11 protein-coding genes and 1 pseudogene are annotated in these 15,792 nt (G+C 66.9%); 8 read left to right on the top strand and 4 right to left on the bottom strand.

From position 1 onward, the window contains the following. From RDU24_RS09750 to RDU24_RS09715, 8 genes and pseudogenes are all read left to right on the top strand, one after another. A pseudogene (locus tag RDU24_RS09750) lies at positions 1–284 on the top strand (type I glyceraldehyde-3-phosphate dehydrogenase); the annotation flags it as partial. A 71-nt stretch (positions 285–355) separates the two neighbouring features. Further along, positions 356–1,738, top strand: coding sequence for a sigma-54 interaction domain-containing protein (locus RDU24_RS09745; RefSeq protein ID WP_308735558.1), 1,383 nt, complete (start codon positions 356–358; stop codon positions 1,736–1,738). A gap of 330 nt (positions 1,739–2,068) precedes the next feature. Then, positions 2,069–3,058 carry a class II fructose-bisphosphatase gene (gene glpX, locus RDU24_RS09740; protein WP_308735556.1) on the top strand — a complete coding sequence of 330 codons (990 nt, stop codon included), beginning with the start codon at positions 2,069–2,071 and terminating at the stop codon, positions 3,056–3,058. Positions 3,059–3,085: 27 nt separating this feature from the next. Beyond that, positions 3,086–4,012 (top strand): phosphoribulokinase, encoded by a 927-nt coding sequence (locus RDU24_RS09735; RefSeq protein ID WP_308735555.1) that lies wholly within the window; start codon positions 3,086–3,088, stop codon positions 4,010–4,012. 38 nt (positions 4,013–4,050) lie between these two features. Continuing rightward, positions 4,051–5,442, top strand: coding sequence for a ribulose-bisphosphate carboxylase (locus tag RDU24_RS09730; protein WP_308735554.1), 1,392 nt, complete (start codon positions 4,051–4,053; stop codon positions 5,440–5,442). Between the two features lie 90 nt (positions 5,443–5,532). Next, complete coding sequence (locus RDU24_RS09725; protein WP_308735553.1) at positions 5,533–6,363, top strand: HAD-IA family hydrolase; 831 nt, start codon at positions 5,533–5,535, stop codon at positions 6,361–6,363. 222 nt (positions 6,364–6,585) lie between these two features. Further along, on the top strand, positions 6,586–7,629 hold the full coding sequence (locus RDU24_RS09720) for an XdhC family aldehyde oxidoreductase maturation factor (RefSeq protein WP_308735552.1): 1,044 nt from the start codon (positions 6,586–6,588) through the stop codon (positions 7,627–7,629). Then, on the top strand, positions 7,626–8,765 hold the full coding sequence (locus RDU24_RS09715; protein ID WP_308735551.1) for a DVU_1551 family NTP transferase: 1,140 nt from the start codon (positions 7,626–7,628) through the stop codon (positions 8,763–8,765). Before RDU24_RS09720 ends, RDU24_RS09715 begins: the two co-directional genes overlap by 4 nt. 160 nt (positions 8,766–8,925) lie before the next feature. Here the strand turns inward: RDU24_RS09715 and RDU24_RS09710 are convergent, their stop codons facing one another. The 4 genes from RDU24_RS09710 to RDU24_RS09695 all read right to left on the bottom strand — a co-directional run bounded on the left by RDU24_RS09710 (position 8,926) and on the right by RDU24_RS09695 (position 15,787). Beyond that, positions 8,926–12,675 carry a PAS domain S-box protein gene (locus RDU24_RS09710; RefSeq protein WP_308735550.1) on the bottom strand — a complete coding sequence of 1,250 codons (3,750 nt, stop codon included), beginning with the start codon at positions 12,673–12,675 and terminating at the stop codon, positions 8,926–8,928. Positions 12,676–12,685: 10 nt separating this feature from the next. Continuing rightward, complete coding sequence (locus RDU24_RS09705) at positions 12,686–13,105, bottom strand: response regulator (protein WP_308735549.1); 420 nt, start codon at positions 13,103–13,105, stop codon at positions 12,686–12,688. 178 nt (positions 13,106–13,283) lie between these two features. Then, the gene (locus tag RDU24_RS09700) at positions 13,284–14,858 is read right to left on the bottom strand and encodes a sigma 54-interacting transcriptional regulator (RefSeq protein WP_308735548.1); all 1,575 of its coding nucleotides are present in this window, start codon (positions 14,856–14,858) and stop codon (positions 13,284–13,286) included. A gap of 182 nt (positions 14,859–15,040) precedes the next feature. Then, positions 15,041–15,787, bottom strand: coding sequence for an ATP-binding cassette domain-containing protein (locus tag RDU24_RS09695; protein WP_308735547.1), 747 nt, complete (start codon positions 15,785–15,787; stop codon positions 15,041–15,043). Positions 15,788–15,792 lie beyond the last annotated feature (5 nt).

Genomic DNA, 15,792 nt, shown 5'->3' with positions numbered 1-15,792 from the left:
ACGTCTCCATCGTGGACCTGACCTGCGAAGTGGAGAAGCCCGCCACCAAGGAGGCCGTGAACGCCGCCCTGAAGGCCGCGGCCAACGAGAACTTCGGCTACACCGAGGAACCGCTCGTCTCCGTCGACTTCGTGGGCAGCACCTTCGGCGGCGTGGCCGACGCCGCCCTGACCTCGGTCATGGACGGCAGCATGGTCAAGCTCATCGTCTGGTACGACAACGAGGCCGGGTTCACCCACCAGTTGGTGCGCCTCATCAAGAAGGTGGCTTCGCTGACCAACTGACAATCGGACGCCTCCCGCTCATGTCCCAGACGCCGGCTGCGGGCGGGAGGCCGCAACGCCCGGAGGCAGCCATGTGGAAGGACGCCAAGGTCAAAGTGCTCGTGGCCGGACCGGGGAAAACCTGCGGCCCCTTTCTCTCGGCCGTGCAGGACGTGCACGGCGTGGAGTTGATCGGCCTGCTCGACCTGCACACGGACCCGTCCAGCCTGGCCCTGGCCAAGGAGCTCAGCCTGTCCCTGGTCGCCAGGCTTGACGACCTCGCCTACGCCTCCGACCTGAGCGTCATCGTCAACACGACAGGCGACGAGCGTGTTGCCCGGCATATCGAGGCCTGCTGCCCGGAGGGGGCCGTGGTTCTGTCCGGCCCCGGAGCCCGCTTCGTGCGCCTGCTGACCCTGGCCCTGCGCAAGGGCAACGTTTACCGCGACAAGCTCATGGCCACCGAACGCGAGATCGAGAAGCGCGCCGGCCTGGGCGAGCGCATGGTGGGCAAGTCCCCGGCCCTGCGCGAAGTCGCGGAACTCATCGAACGCGTGGCGCAGACCCCCACCACGGTGCTCTTGCTGGGCGAAACGGGCGTGGGCAAGGACCTCGCGGCCCGCAGCATCCACCAGGCGAGCCACCTGAAGAACCGGCCCTTCATCGCCGTGAACTGCACCGCGCTGACGGCAACCCTCATGGAGAGCGAGCTGTTCGGCTACCGCAGGGGGTCCTTCACCGGGGCGGAGTGCGACCGCGCGGGCCTGCTGGAGGAGGCCAACGGCGGAACCCTGTTCCTGGACGAGATCGGCGACATGAGCGGCGAGATGCAGGCCAAGCTGTTGCGCTTCCTGCAGACCGGCGAAGTGCGCCGCGTGGGCGCCACCACCACCCAGACGGTGAACGTGCGGGTCATCGCCGCCACCAACCGCGACCTTGAGGCCGCCGTGGAGCGCAACGAGTTCCGGCGCGATCTCTTCTACCGCTTCAACACGTTCACCATCACGCTGCCGCCCCTGCGCGAGCGCACCGAGGATCTGCCGTACCTCACCTATCACTTCATCACCAAGTCCGAGGCCAAGCTGAACAAGAAGATCAGCTCCATCGACGAGGCGGCGCTCGCGCTCATGAAGTCCTACCGCTGGCCGGGCAATGTGCGCGAGCTTGAGAACGTCATCGAGCGCGCCGTGATTCTTTGCCAAGGCGGCGTCATCCGCGGCGAGGACCTGGCCATCCGTTGCACACCCGGGCAGGCGAGAGCCTCTGCCGAGGAATGCCCTCCGTCCGCTTCCCCGGCAGAGCAGCCAGACGGTACCGCCTACACCTCGCGACGCCACCAGATCATGGCCACCTTCGAGCGCAAGGAGCTGGAACGCTTTCTGCGCCAGGCCGGCGGCAACGTCAGCGAGGCCGCGCGCATCTCCGGCATCCCCCGGCGCACCCTGTACCGCAAGATGAAACGCTTCGGCCTCTGAGCCCGCGTCCGCAATTGTTCATCCCCCCTTCCAACCCGGCCAGGGCGCACGGCAGCAACCGGCGCACCTGGCCGGTTCTATTTGAACCGCCCCGCGAACCGCTTCACCAAGCCTGAGCCTTGCCCGGTTATGTGCCGCAGGTGGCACAGGCCTGCCCGTTTCGCGCGCGGTCTGTGTCTCCTGCGGCACAACCGCACGCGCGCGGGCAGCACGGCCAAGAAGTCAACATATTGATATTAAACGTGTTTCTCGACAACTCAGGTCTTGGCATGTGGGTTGTATTGACCCCGGCAGGATCAACGCCACGCACCCACATGAAGGAGAACACACATGACACGCAAGGTATCGACCCGACATCTGGCCGTTGAGCTGACCGCCATCACCGATGCCGCTGCCCTGGCCTCCTTCCGCTGGCTGGGCAAGGGCCGCAAGAAGATGGGCGACGGCGCCGCCGTGGACGCCATGCGCAAGGGTTTCATGCACATGGACATCGACGGTCTGGTGGTCATCGGCGAGGGCGAGAAGGACGAGGCCCCCATGCTTTACAACGGCGAGCGCGTAGGCAACGGCAACGGCCCCCAGGTCGACGTGGCCGTGGACCCGGTGGAAGGCACCCGCCTGCTCGCGCTGGGCAAGCCCAACTCCATCGCCGTGGTGGCCCTGGCCCCCAGAGGCAGCATGTTCAATCCCGGCCCGGCCTTCTACATGAACAAGCTGGTCGTACCGGCCCAGGCGCGCGGCAAGGTCAACATCCACGACCCCGTGGCGCGCACGCTCTCAACCGTGGCCCAGTGCCTGAACAAGAGCGTGGAGGAGCTGACGGTCTTCGTGCTGGACAAGGAGCGCCACACCAAGCTCATCAACGACATCCGCGACGTCGGGGCGCGCATACAGCTGCACACCGACGGCGACGTGGCCGGGGCGCTCATGGCCGTCATGCCGGGCACCGGAGTGGATGTGATGATGGGCACCGGGGGAACCCCTGAGGGCGTTCTGGCCGCCGCCGCCGTGCGCGTCCTGGGCGGGGAGATGCAGGGTCTGCTCGATCCGCAGTCCGATGCCGAGGAACGGGCCGTGCGCGAGGCGGGGTTCGACCTGGCGCGCGTGCTGCGCACCGAGGACCTCGTGGCCAGCAACGACATCCTCTTCGCTGCCACGGGCATCACCGATGGCGTGTTTCTGGCCGGGGTGACCCCCACGCCGAGCGGCATCAAGACGAGCTCCATGGTCATGACCGGAGCCAGCGGAACGGTTCGGCGCATCGAGTCCGTGTACACCCCGCTGCGCCACAGCCAGCTTGAAGTGCAGGCCTTCGCCTAGATTTCTTGAACACTCTTGGAGGACATCATGAACCGCTCCCGCCCAATCCTTCTCGGCATCGTCGGCGACTCCGCCTCGGGCAAGACCACCATCTCCGCCGGGATCGAAAAGATCCTCGGCCCGGAGCGGGTGACCAATCTCTGCTCGGACGACTACCACAAGTACAACCGCGAAGAGCGCAAGGTGAAGAACATCTCCGCCCTGCACCCGGACTGCAACCACATCGACATCATGGAACACAACTTCTACCAGTTGCGCCGCGGCGAGGCCATCCTGAAGCCGGTGTACAACCACACCACAGGCGACTTCGACCCGCCGGTGTACATCAAGCCCAAGGAGTTCGTCATCGTGGAGGGGTTGCTCGGCTTCTACAACCAGAAAATGCGCGACGCCTTTGACGTGAAGATCTACCTCGATCCCCAGGAAGAGCTGCGCGTGGACTGGAAGTACAAGCGTGACACCGTGAAGCGCGGCTACACCAAGGAGGAGGTGCGCCAATCCCTTGAACGCCGGGTGGAGGTCTCCGCCAACTTCATCAGGCCCCAGCGGCGCTACGCGGACATCGTCTGCAACTTCTACCGGCCGCAGGGCTCGGGAGAGGAGACCGGCACCAACCTGAACACCGAGCTGATCCTGCGGCCCACCATCCCGCACCCGGACTTCGCCGAGTTCATCGACCACCGGCCCGGCGTGAAGGAGAAATGCCTGACCATCACCCTCGGCCGCGACGACGGGCTGCCCGTGGACATCCTGCAGATCACCGGCACCATCAAGCCCGTGACCGCCGAGACGCTCATGGACATCATCATGGACCACCTGAACGGCGTTGAGCCCCTGAGCACCGACAGCGTGGGCGCCTACATGGAAGGGACCGAGGAGAAACGCAGCTATCCGCTCGGCATCACGCAACTTCTGACATGCTACCATCTCCTGAACGCCAAGATGCGGGCCTGAGATCAACGCGCGGCACACTGCAGCAAAGGAGAAACATCATGGCCTTGCTCGACCAGACCAATCGCTACGTCAATCTGAAGCTCAAGGAAGACGAGCTTATCGCCAAGGGCGGCCACGTCTTGTGCGCCTACATCATGAAGCCCAAGCAGGGGCACGGGCCTGTGGAGGTCGCCGCCCACTTCGCGGCGGAGTCCTCCACCGGGACAAACGTCGAGGTCTGCACCACCGACGACTTCACCAAGGGCGTCGACGCCCTGGTCTACGACGTGGTCCCGCGCGCCAACGGCGACAGCCTCGTGAAGATCGCCTACCCGCTGGACCTCTTCGACCGCAACATCATCGACGGCAAGGCCATGCTGGCCTCGTTCCTGACCCTGTGCATCGGCAACAACCAGGGCATGGGCGACGTGGAGTACGCCAAGATGCACGACTTCTACGTGCCCAGGGCCTACCTGGAGCTTTTCGACGGCCCGGCCATGAACATCGCCGACTTCTGGCGCATCCTGGGCCGTCCAGAGACGGACGGCGGCATGATCGTCGGCACCATCGTCAAGCCCAAGCTGGGCCTGCGGCCCGCGCCCTTTGCCGACGCCTGCTACCGCTTCTGGCTCGGCGGCGACTTCGTCAAGAACGACGAGCCACAGGGCAACCAGGTCTTCGCTCCGCTCAAGGAGACCATCCGCGCCGTGGCCGACGCCATGCGCCGCGCCCAGGACGAGACCGGCCAGGCCAAGATCTTCTCGGCCAACATCACGGCCGACGATCCCGCCGAGATCATCGCCAGGGCGCACTTCATACTGGACGCGTTCAAGGAGAACGCCTCGCACGTCGCCTTCCTGGTGGACGGCTACGTGGCCGGGCCGACCTCCGTGACCACGGTGCGGCGCAACTTCCCCGGCCAGTTTCTGCACTACCACCGGGCCGGGCACGGCGCCGTCACCTCGCCGCAGTCCAAGCGCGGCTACACGGCCTTCGTGCTGTCCAAGATGTCCCGCCTGCAGGGCGCCTCGGGCATCCACACAGGGACCATGGGCTTCGGCAAGATGGAGGGCGACCAGGCCGACAAGAACATCGCCTACATGCTGGAGCGCGACGAGGCCCAAGGCCCGTACTACACCCAGAAATGGCACGGCATGAAGGCCACCACGCCCATGATCTCCGGCGGCATGAACGCCCTGCGCCTGCCCGGCTTCTTCGACAACCTGGGGCACGCCAACGTCTGCCAGACCTCCGGCGGGGGCGCCTTCGGGCACCTGGACGGCCCCACCGCCGGGGCGCTTTCCCTGCACCAGGCCCACGACGCCTGGCGCACCGGGACGGACCTGGTGGAGTACGCCAGCAGCCACAAGGAGCTGGCGCGAGCGTTCGAGTCCTTTGCCCACGATGCCGACCAGCTCTACCCCGGCTGGCGGCAGCGCCTGGGCCTCTAGCCTGCGGGCTTCCACCTGCCAGGCGGGAGCGCGGCCCTTCCCCTACCGGTCGCGCTCCCGCCCAAGCACAACCAGGGAACACGCAACGACATGGCACTGCGAGCACTGCTTTGGGATGTGGACGGGACCATGGTGGACAGCGAGGAGCTGCACCGCCGGGCCTTCAACCTGGCCTTCGCCGAGGCAGGACTGGATTGGAGCTGGAGCAGGGAGGAATACGCCCGGCTGCTGGCCGTGGCCGGAGGCAAAGAGCGCATGCGGCACTTCGCCGATGCAAGGATGAAGGCAGGAATTTCGGAGGCCATGCCGGACATTGCCGCCCTGCACCGGAGCAAGACGTCTTTCTACACCCGACTGCTGGACGAGGGCGCCGCCCCGCTACGGCCCGGCGTGGCCCGCCTCATGCGCGAGGCCTCGGCCTGCGGCCTCCGCCAGGCCATCGTGACCACCACCAGCCTGGCCAATGTGCGCGCCCTGCAAGCACGCCTGCTCAGTGGCGTGCTCGAGTCCTGGGATGTGGAAGTGACAGGGGAATCGGTGCTCTCCAAAAAGCCCGCGCCGGATGCCTACCTGTTGGCCCTGGAGCAGCTTGGGCTCCGAGCCTCGGACTGCCTGGCGCTGGAAGATTCCGGCCTTGGCATCAGCTCGGCCCGCCTGGCCGGGGTGCCCACGCTTGTCACGCGGAGCCAGTACACCACTGACGACGACTTCTGCGGGGCCCTGGCCATCCTCGACCACCTGGGAGAGCCCGAACTCCCGTGCCACAAGCTGTTTGGACCGCCCATGACCGGTGACTACGTCAACCTTGAACTCCTCGAGCAGTGGCACATGCACCTCCGGGAGCAAAGAGAGCATGGTCGCACACCCACAAACTCCCGTCTCCATATTCCACATGTCGCCCGTCAGGTTGACGGGAAATAGCTCGTCCGCAATGGTTCTTGGTGCGGCCTTCTAAGGCGGCACAAAGGACTATGCCCCTGCTTCCGGCAACAGCCCGGGATGGCAAGCGACGAACGGCGCGACACAGGGGTGGAATGTTCCGGCCACAGCGGCTATCCTCTGCCCGGCGGCCAGCTGCAGGAAGGGGACGGCAGGAACGCCGACCCTCTGTAGACCCTTCCGCCACAAAAGGACGCGGCAGACATGAACGACCATCTCTCCACGCTGCTGGGGCGCCTGGAACGCGGCGAAGCCCTGGTCCAGGCCACCATCCTGGCCAACGAGGGCAGCACCCCGCGTTCGGCCGGCAGCCGCATGCTGCTCGCGGCGGGGGCTTCCGGCGGCGTGCGGATTCTCGCGGGCAGCGTGGGCGGCGGGCTGGTTGAGGCCCGGGTCGTGGCCGCCGGAGCCCAGGCGCTGGCCACAGGCGAGCGACAGGTGGTGCGCTTCGACCTCACGGGCGAACTGGCCGCTGGCGCGGACATGATCTGCGGCGGTCGCCTGCAAGTCTTTCTGGAGCGCCTCGCCCCCGCCGACCTGCCCCTGTTCCGCCACCTGGAGCGGTCCCTGGCCAGGGGCCAGCGCTGCCTGCGGCTGACGCCCCTCTGCGAAGGCTCCTCGGTTCTGCTTGCGCCAGGCCACGACAGCCTTGAGGCTCCCCTGCCGGAAGGGCTGGCCCAGGCCGCCCGGCTCGCGGGCCGGAACATCGCCGCGCCCGTCGCGTTCGAGCACGCTGGCGGCCCCTACGTGCTGGAGCCTTGGACCGCAGCCAGCCCGCTGCTCATTTTCGGGGCGGGGCACGTTTCCCGGCCCACTGCCCGCATGGCGGCCCTGGTCGGCTTCGACGTCACCGTGCTGGACGACCGGGCGGAGTTCGCCAACGCCGAGCGCTTTCCGCAGGCGCGGCCAAGGGTGCTCGACTCCTACGCCGACTGCTTCGCAGGCCTGTCCAGCGGGCCGGAGACCTTCGTGGTCATCGTCACGCGCGGGCATGAGCACGATGCCGAAGTGCTGGCCCAGGCCCTGCGCACCAAGGCGAGGTACATCGGCATGATCGGCAGCCGCCGCAAGCGCGACGCCGTCTACGCCCGCCTGCGCGACCAGGGCTTCAGCGAAGCTGATCTGGCGCGGGTCCGCTGCCCCATCGGCCTTGCCATCGGGGCCGAGACGCCGGAGGAGATCGCCGTGAGCATCACCGCCGAGCTCATCGCCTGCCGCGCCGGACTTGGCGTGGGCGGTCCGGCATGAGCCAGTCCCCCCTGCCCGCCTCCCTCTCGCGGCGAGACGGCCCGCTGGCCGGGGTGATCCTGGCCGCCGGAAAGTCCACGCGCATGCGGGGCTTCAAGCCCCTGCTCGCCCTCGGCGGGCAAAGCCTCCTGGCCCGGGCCGCAAGCCTGTTCCGCCAGGCGGGGATAACGGAAATCGTCGCCGTCACCGGCGCCCGCGCCGGGGAAACCACGGCAGAGGCTCGCGCCCTGGGGCTGCGGTCGGCCTTCAACGCCGATTTCGAGCGCGGCATGTTCAGCTCTGTGCGCGCCGGACTGGCCGCACTGCCGGACGCCCTCGCCGGGGTGCTGGTGCTGCCGGTGGACATCCCGCTCATCCGGCCCGCCACCCTGCGCCTGTTGGCCGAGCGCTTCCGCGCCAGCGAGTCCGAGGCGATCCTGCCGACCTTCCACGGCGAGTCGGGGCATCCGCCGCTGCTGGACGCCCGCGCCATCCCGAAAGTGCTGGCCTGGCACGGCGACGGCGGACTGACCGGAGCCCTGGCCACCCTCTCCTGCGCGACCCTGCCCGTGGCCGATGCGCAGATCCTGTTCGACGTGGACGACGATGCAGCGTTTGCAGAGGCCCAGGCACGCCTGCCGCGCCTTGACCGCGCTTCTCCGAGGGAGGCGCTGGCCCTGCTCGACATCCACGCCGCTGGGGCGCGCGGGCTGGCGCACGGCCAAGGCGTGGCGGAGGTGGCCCTGGCCCTGGCCCGGGCGCTGGGCGAACGCGGCCCGGCGCTGGACCTTGAGCTTCTGGAGGCCGCCGCCCTTGTGCATGACATCGCCAAGGGACAGCCAGAGCACGAGCGGGCAGGCGCGCGGCTCCTGGCGGACCTTGGGTTCACGCGCACGGCGGAGATCGTGGCTGCGCACCGGGACATCGACCCGGCAAAGGTGGCTCGGCCCGCCGAACGGGAGCTGGTCTACCTGGCGGACAAGCTGGTGCGCGGGCCGCAACGGGTGGACATCCCCCTGCGCTTTCAGGAAAAGCTGGACCGTTTTTCCGGGGACGAGGAGGCCTGCGCGGCCATCCGCCGCCGCCTGGAGCACGCGCTGGGCATGCAGGAGCTTGTGGAGCGCTGCGCAGGCAGGAGAATCAGCGACATCCTGTGAGCCTCGCGCCGGGGCGGCCCTGCAAAGCCCGTGGGCCCAGCCGCGTGTGACGAAAGCCGACGCCCCGAACTGCTCGCGCCGAGGCGGCTGCGGGCGCACAGGTGCTTTCAGGCAGAAAGCGGACGGACAGACCGAAGCTCACGAGGGCTGCATGTGGGCGCTAAGCAAGCCTCAGCCCTTCAAACCCGGACATGACCTGGGCGAGCTCCCGCTCCAGCGTGTCAACCAACACATCCAGCTGCGCGTCCGCCTGAGCCTCGTCCAAGGCCTGCTCCAGCGCGGACGCCGCCGCGAAGACGCCCAGCGCGCTGACATTGGCCGCCACTCCGCGCACCACATGGGCGAGCTGCCTGGCGCCGGGCGTGTCTCCGTTCGCCAGGGCCTGGCGGATCCTGGCCACCTGGTCGGCATGCCGGTCGCGAAAGTTCTTCAGGACTTCGAGGTACAGCTCGCGGTCGCCCAGGAAACGTTCGAGCCCTGCCGCAGTGTCGATGCCGGGGACCGCCAGTTCCGCGTCCTCGCCCGCGCCACCGGGTTCGGGCTCCGGGGCGGTCTCCTCCGTGGCCTCGGTGCCTTGCCGAGGGCAAATCCAACGCTCCAGGGTGTCGAAGAGCACCCAAGGGTCCGTTGGCTTGGACACGTGGTCGTTCATGCCCGCGGCGAGAATCCGCTTCTTGTCGTCGTCGTAGGCGTGGGCCGTCATGGCGATGATGGGCAAGGCGCTCTCGCCCAGGTACTCGCGGATGTGGAAGGTTGTCTCAAAGCCGTCCATGCCCGGCATCTCGATGTCCATGAGCACGGCGTCGAAGCACCCCGGCTGCACCAGGGCGAGCGCGCTGGAGCCGTCGTCGGCGATGGTCACCTCCATCCCGGCCTGCTCCAGAATGCCCTTGGCCACCATCTGGTTCACGGCGATGTCCTCCACCAAAAGAATGCGACGCCCCCTGAGCGCTTCCGGAGGCCGCCGCCTGGAGCCTCGGCTCCGCCAGCCCGGTTTCGGAGATGAATAATAACCTGGAATCAGGGCGCCAGCTCCGGCAGGCGCTCCCGACGACTGCGGGGTACCGTCCAGGGCCTCGCGAACTGCCTCAAGCATCTGGCCCCGGCTCACCGGCTTGATGACCACGGCCCGCTCCGGCCAGTCCGACTCGGTGGCCAACGCGCTCTCCCCCGCCAGGGGGCGCAGCAACAACAGCGCAGGCGCCTTGCCCTCCGCAAGCGGCCTCTCCGCCAGCGCCCTGCGCAGCAGGGCCAGGTCCGGCAAGCCGGCGTCCAGCAGCAGCAGGTCGAGGGGCGGCTGGCACTCGCGCACACGGCCCAGCACCTCGCTGACGCTCCAGGCCTGTTCGACCACGAGGCCCATGCCGGCCAGGCTCTTGACCAACATGCCGGAGGAGCTGACGTTCAGATCGGCCACAAGGGCTCTGCTGCGGCGCAGGTTCGTGGGCAAAAGCACGCCCTGGTGCCGCGCGGCGCTGGACACGGGCAGCCGCACCTCCACGCTGAACACGCTGCCCTTGCCCGGCTGGCTCACAACACTGATTTTGCCGCCCATGAGCTCGGTCAGCCGCCTGCTGATGGACAGCCCCAGGCCGGTGCCGCCATACCGGCGCGAGGTGGACGAGTCGGCCTGGGTGAAGGGGTCGAACAGGCGTTCCAGCTGGTCCGCCGACATGCCGAGCCCGGTGTCGCGCACGTCAATGCGCAGGTCCACCAGCCCCTCGGAAGACACCGGCCCGCTCTGCGCGAAAACCGTCACCTCGCCTCGGTCGGTGAACTTCATGGCGTTGCCCGCCAGGTTCACCAACACCTGGCGCAGGCGCAGGGAGTCGCCCACCAGCCCGACGCTCGCATCGGGCTCGCGCCCCACCGCGAAGGTCAGGCCCTTGGCCTGCATCTGCGGCCCCAGGAGCAGGGCCAGCTCGTCGAGCACCTCATCCAGGCTGAAGGAGGCGCTCTCAAGCGTCAGCATGTCCGCCTCGATCTTGGAGAAGTCCAGGATGTCGTTCAGCAGGCCAAGAAGCCCCCTGGAGGCATGGTCGATGATGTGCAGATGATACTCCTGCTGCGGCGTCAACTCCCCGCTCAAGGCCAGGTGCGTCATGCCCAGGATGGCGTTCATGGGCGTGCGCAGCTCGTGGCTCATGGTGGCGAGGAACTCCCCCTTGGCGCGGCTGGCGTTCTCGGCCTCGCGGCTGGCACGGCGCAAGGCCTCCTCGGCGCGCTTCAGCTCCGTGATGTCCACGAAGGTGGCCATGGAGCCCTGGAATACCCCGGCCTCGTCCTGCAGCGGCGTCGCGGAAAGCAGCGTCATGACCTCCTCGCCATCCTTGCGGCGCAACCGGCGCTCATAGCGCTCGACGATGCCCTTGCGGCGGTTGGCGATCTTCTCCTCGACAGCCTCATAGTCCTCCGGGAAGGCCACCACGGAGATGTGCTTGCCCAGCAGTTCCTCCGGCTCGTAGCCGAGCATGTCGGCCAGGCGGTGGTTCAGGTAGGTGATCTTGGACTGCGCATCCATGGTGAAGATGCCCTCGAGGGATGTCTCCACGATCAGGCGCCAGCGTTTTTCGCTGTCGCGCAGGGCGGCTTCGGCGCGCTGGAAATCGGTGATGTCGCGCAGGGTTCCGCCCACGCCGGTCTTGCCGCCGACGAGGGGCACGGGAAACTTGCGCGTCTCGTAGGTGCGCTCGCCCAGGGTCACGATGTCCACGGTGACCCGCCCCTCCTTCTGCACCAACTCATCCGAGACCCGCAGCCTCGAGGCAAAGACGGAGGGCATGATCTCGGCGTCGGTGTGGCCGATGGCGTCGACAGGCGCCACGGAGCAGAACCTGGCCAAGGCCCTGTTGACCATCTCGTAGCGCAGCAGCTCGTCCTTGAGGAAGATCATGTCCGAGGAGGCGTCGAAGAAGGTCCGCAGTCTTTCCCTGCTGGCGCGCAAGGCATCTTCGAAGTGGACGCGTTCCGTGATGTCCGAGCAGAACCCTTCAAAATGCTCAACCGAGCCATCCTCGGCGTACACCGCGCGCGCGCTCAGGCTGACCCAGCGCGGCTCCTGCGCCGCGCCCTTGAGCCGTGTGACAAAATTGGAGACTTCCCCTTGCTGCGTGAGCTGGGCGTACAACCTCTCCCGATCAGCCGGGTCGCTGTAGGTCTGGGTCGAGATGTCCGTGACCCGGCGCACCAGCGCCTCGGGGTCCTGCTCGCCGAGAAGCTTCGCGAAATACTTGTTCACCCCGAGGTAGCGGCCCTCGGGCAGGGAGGTGAAGATGCCCACCGGGGCTTCCTCGTATAGTGTGCGGAAGGCCTCCTCGCTCTGGCGCAGCTCGCGTTCCATCCGCAAAGCGCGCTCCACCTGCCGCTCCAGCGCCTGCTGGGTTCTGACGCGGCTGTATTCCATGGCCATGGCCACCAGGCCGCTGACGATGCTCACGCCGATGAACCGGTAGACGAAGGTGGCGCTGTACTGGTGGAAGTGGCCGGGGGAATAGCCCCAGAGCAGGTAAACGGTGAGGAAAACCGCGTAGGATCCGCACAGGATCAAGCCGCCTTGCAGCCCCAGCAGAAAAAACGTGCAGGCAGGAACCAGCAGGCTCCAGAGCATGCCGGAGTTCTCCGCCCCGCCGCTCACAAGCAGCAAGGCGAAAGCGGACGTGCAGAATATGCCCACCAGCTTGCGCACGAAGGCCAGACCAGGCCGCAGGACGATCCAGGCGGTGAGCCCCGTGAGCACGACCGCCAGCACAAGATCGAAAACACCGAGGAAAGTCTGCCCAAGACGCAGGGCGTTGATTCCGAATGCCAGGGCGAAAAAGCCGCCGGTCCCGGTGATCATGAGGGAGACGACGTGGCGGACGTACTCGTCCGGAGAGGCCTTGCCGGGGCTGGCGTCGGGGGGGAGCTGCATGTGCGCGCCCCTACTCGGCATTCGCTCCGGGCAGGCTCCCAGCAAAGAGCTCCAAGAGCTTCTCGTCGATGGTCTTCTTGTCCACCGGCTTGACCAGATAGGCCGTGGCCTGGCCCTTGAAGAAGGCCTTGGTCGCTTCCTTGGGGCTGTTCAGGGAGGTGGTCATGACGACCCGGACCTCGCGGCCGGGAGGCACTGCCCACTGCTGCTCCATCTGCCGAACGGCCTGGAGGAACTCGTGCCCGTCCATTTCGGGCATGACGATGTCGAGGAAGATGAGATCGAAGGGGGCATCGTCGCCCAAGGCTTTGAGGAAGGTCCCAAGGGCGGCCTTGCCGTTGTCCTCAAGCACGCACTCCCCATAGCCGGAGAGCAGTTTCTTAAGCAGGAGCCTGCTGGTGATGTCGTCGTCGATGACAAGTATGCGCACGCTTTCCCTCCCCGGACACACGGTAGAGTGCAACGGGCAGACCTCTGTGGCGCAGCCCGTACGTCGTCAATTAGCACAATAAGCCCATGTCGTGGAATCTGTCCAGACCAATGGCGAGGATAACATTCTGCCACCGGGACAAACCGGGCCCGAGCCGAAAGTGCTGGCGCGCAGGGGGCTAGCGGCCTCCGGAACTGTGGCCGGACTGCTTTTCGATGATGGAGGACAAGCCGAATTTCTTGATGCGGTAGCCGATCTGGCGCGGAGTGATGCCCAGTTCCTCGGCGGCCTTGTACTGCACCCAGCCGTTGCGACGGAGCGCCGCCACGACCTCGTTGCGTTCCATGGTCCGCAGCGGCGTGCCGCCGGACACGGGGGTCCCCTGCGCCCGCTCCGGCGGAGTGGCGCCGTGCAAGCCAGAGGGGTTCAGGTAGGGCTTGAGGAATACCGCGTCCACGCGCTCGCCGTCGCTCATGATGACCAGGCGCTCGATGAGGTTCTCCATCTCGCGCACGTTGCCCGGCCAATCGTACATGGTGAGGTCCGACAGCGCCCTGGGCGTGAAGGAGAGGATGCGCCCGTACTCGCGGGAGACCTTGTCGATGAAGTGGTTAAGCAGGGCCGGGATGTCGCCCTTGCGCTGGCGCAGGGGCGGAACCTGGATGGGGAAGACCGAGAGGCGGTAGTAGAGGTCGGCACGGAAGCCGCCGCGCTCGGCCAGTTCGCCCAGATCGCGGTTGGTGGCGGCCACCACGCGCACGTCGACCTTGCGCGTCAGGTTCGAGCCCAGGCGTTCGAACTCCTTCTCCTGCAGCACGCGCAACAGCTTGGCCTGGATGCCGAGCGGCAGTTCGCCGATCTCGTCGAGAAAGATGGTGCCGTTGTGGGCGTCCTCGAAACGGCCGGGCTTGGAGCCGGTGGCCCCGGTGAAGGCGCCCTTCTCATACCCGAAGAGCTCGCTCTCCAGCAGGTTTTCGGGGATGGAGGCGCAGTTGACCTTGATGAAGGCGTGGTCCTTGCGCTCGGAAAATTCGTGGATGATCTTGGCGATGAGCGTCTTGCCCGTGCCCGACTCGCCCAGGAGCAGGACGCTGGCGCGTGTGGGCGCGACCTTCAAAATCTGCCGCTCCACTTCCTGCATGGCCAGGCACTTGCCGACAATGTACGGCCCGCGCCGCTCCCGCGTGATCTGCGAGCGCAGATTCAGGTTTTCGCGCACCAGGGCCTGCTCGCGCGCCTTGATCTTTTCGTTCAGGGACAGGAACTGCCCGATGAGCGTGGCCACCACGGTGAGGAAGCTCAGGTCCTCGTCGTAGGCCACCTCGTCGCCGAACAGCCGGTCCACGTTGAGCACGCCCAGGCAGCGCTTGTGCGAGGTGATGGGTACGCCGATGAAGGACACGCGGCCCTTTTCCAAGTGGCGCGAGCCGGTCTTGTCGAGGAACAGGGGCTCGTGGCGGATGTCCGGCACCACGTAGGGCTTGGCGGTCTGGAAGATGAGGCCGGTGACGCCCTCGTCCAACTCGTACACGCCGCGCTCGCGCTCCTCGTCGGTGAGCCCGTGGGAGGCGCTGATGACCAGCAATTCGCTCTCCTGGTCCATGAGCGTTATGGTGGCGCGCTTCATGCTGAGCGACTCGGACAGGATGCGCAGTATCTCGGACAGGGCGCGTTCCAGGTCAAGGGCCGTGTCTATGATCTGGCAGATGGACGAGAGCACCTGAAGTTTGAGATTGCCAAGCATAATAGTCATGCTGAAACCAAAGCAATATCGGTGCCTAGGAAAGCTCCACGAGAGGAAATTATGCAACGCATTGTTTTTGCTTGATATATTAGCACAACAGTTCCACCTTCAAAATAGGTGAAATTACATTTTTGAAAATTTTCGGTAAAAACTGTTTCGTCGTCTCACAGAATTGAACAATCTCGGCAGCCTCACCCGTAGGCGCTGAAGTGCTCGCCGAGAACCAGCCCGGAGGCCGCCACGCCGCCCTCTGGTCCGTCCGCGAATGTCTCCATGCGGCGCACCCGCCCCTCGTCGTACAGCACCACCGTGCCGCCGAACTCGGCCAAGTCCTCGGGGTCGTGGGTGACGAGCATCGTCGGCGTGTCCACCGCCTGGCACATGGCGCGCACCTCGCGGCGCATGCGCGCGCGCAGCAGCGGATCCAGGGCCGAGAAGGGCTCGTCCAGCAGCAGCGCGCGAGGGCTCCTGGCCAGGGCGCGCAGCAAGGCCACGCGCTGGCGCTGGCCGCCGGAGAGCCTGCCCGGCCTGGCGTCGGCCAGGTGCGCCAACCCGGCCAGGTCCAGCAGCTCGCCAACGCGGTTGCGCGCCGCAAGATCCAGCCGCCCGAACAGCCCGACCCCCAGCCCGAACCCCACGTTCTGCGCCACGGACAGGTGCGGGAACAGCGCATAGTCCTGAAACATGAGCCCCACCCCGCGCTGCCTGGCCGGAACGTCGACCCCGTTGACCGAGTCGAACAGGCTGCGGCCGTCCAGGTCGATGCGTCCGGCGTCCGGCGCCATGAGCCCGGCCACGGCGCGCAGGGTGAGGGTCTTGCCCGAGCCGGACGGGCCGAAGAGCACGATGGACCGGCCCTGCGCCTCGAAGGCGGCGGCCAGCTCGAACTCCTGGGCTCCGGCCCGGAGCGTCTTCCTGATATCCAGGCGCAGCGCCACGGGGA

The sequence above is a fragment of the Humidesulfovibrio sp. genome, from assembly GCF_031082295.1.
Classification (GTDB): Bacteria; Desulfobacterota; Desulfovibrionia; order Desulfovibrionales; family Desulfovibrionaceae; genus Humidesulfovibrio.
Note: the sequence above shows the minus strand (reverse complement) of the source record. Positions and strands in the feature narration are given on the sequence as shown.

Bases quoted from the DNA above. Each gene is read 5' to 3' on its own strand.
- glpX (WP_308735556.1), top strand. From the start codon at position 2,069: ATGACACGCAAGGTATCGACCCGACATCTGGCCGTTGAGCTGACCGCC.
- RDU24_RS09700 (WP_308735548.1), bottom strand. From the start codon at position 14,858: ATGACTATTATGCTTGGCAATCTCAAACTTCAGGTGCTCTCGTCCATC.
- RDU24_RS09715 (WP_308735551.1), top strand. From the start codon at position 7,626: ATGAGCCAGTCCCCCCTGCCCGCCTCCCTCTCGCGGCGAGACGGCCCG.
- RDU24_RS09725 (WP_308735553.1), top strand. From the start codon at position 5,533: ATGGCACTGCGAGCACTGCTTTGGGATGTGGACGGGACCATGGTGGAC.
- RDU24_RS09735 (WP_308735555.1), top strand. From the start codon at position 3,086: ATGAACCGCTCCCGCCCAATCCTTCTCGGCATCGTCGGCGACTCCGCC.
- RDU24_RS09745 (WP_308735558.1), top strand. From the start codon at position 356: ATGTGGAAGGACGCCAAGGTCAAAGTGCTCGTGGCCGGACCGGGGAAA.
- RDU24_RS09720 (WP_308735552.1), top strand. From the start codon at position 6,586: ATGAACGACCATCTCTCCACGCTGCTGGGGCGCCTGGAACGCGGCGAA.
- RDU24_RS09730 (WP_308735554.1), top strand. From the start codon at position 4,051: ATGGCCTTGCTCGACCAGACCAATCGCTACGTCAATCTGAAGCTCAAG.
- RDU24_RS09710 (WP_308735550.1), bottom strand. From the start codon at position 12,675: ATGCAGCTCCCCCCCGACGCCAGCCCCGGCAAGGCCTCTCCGGACGAG.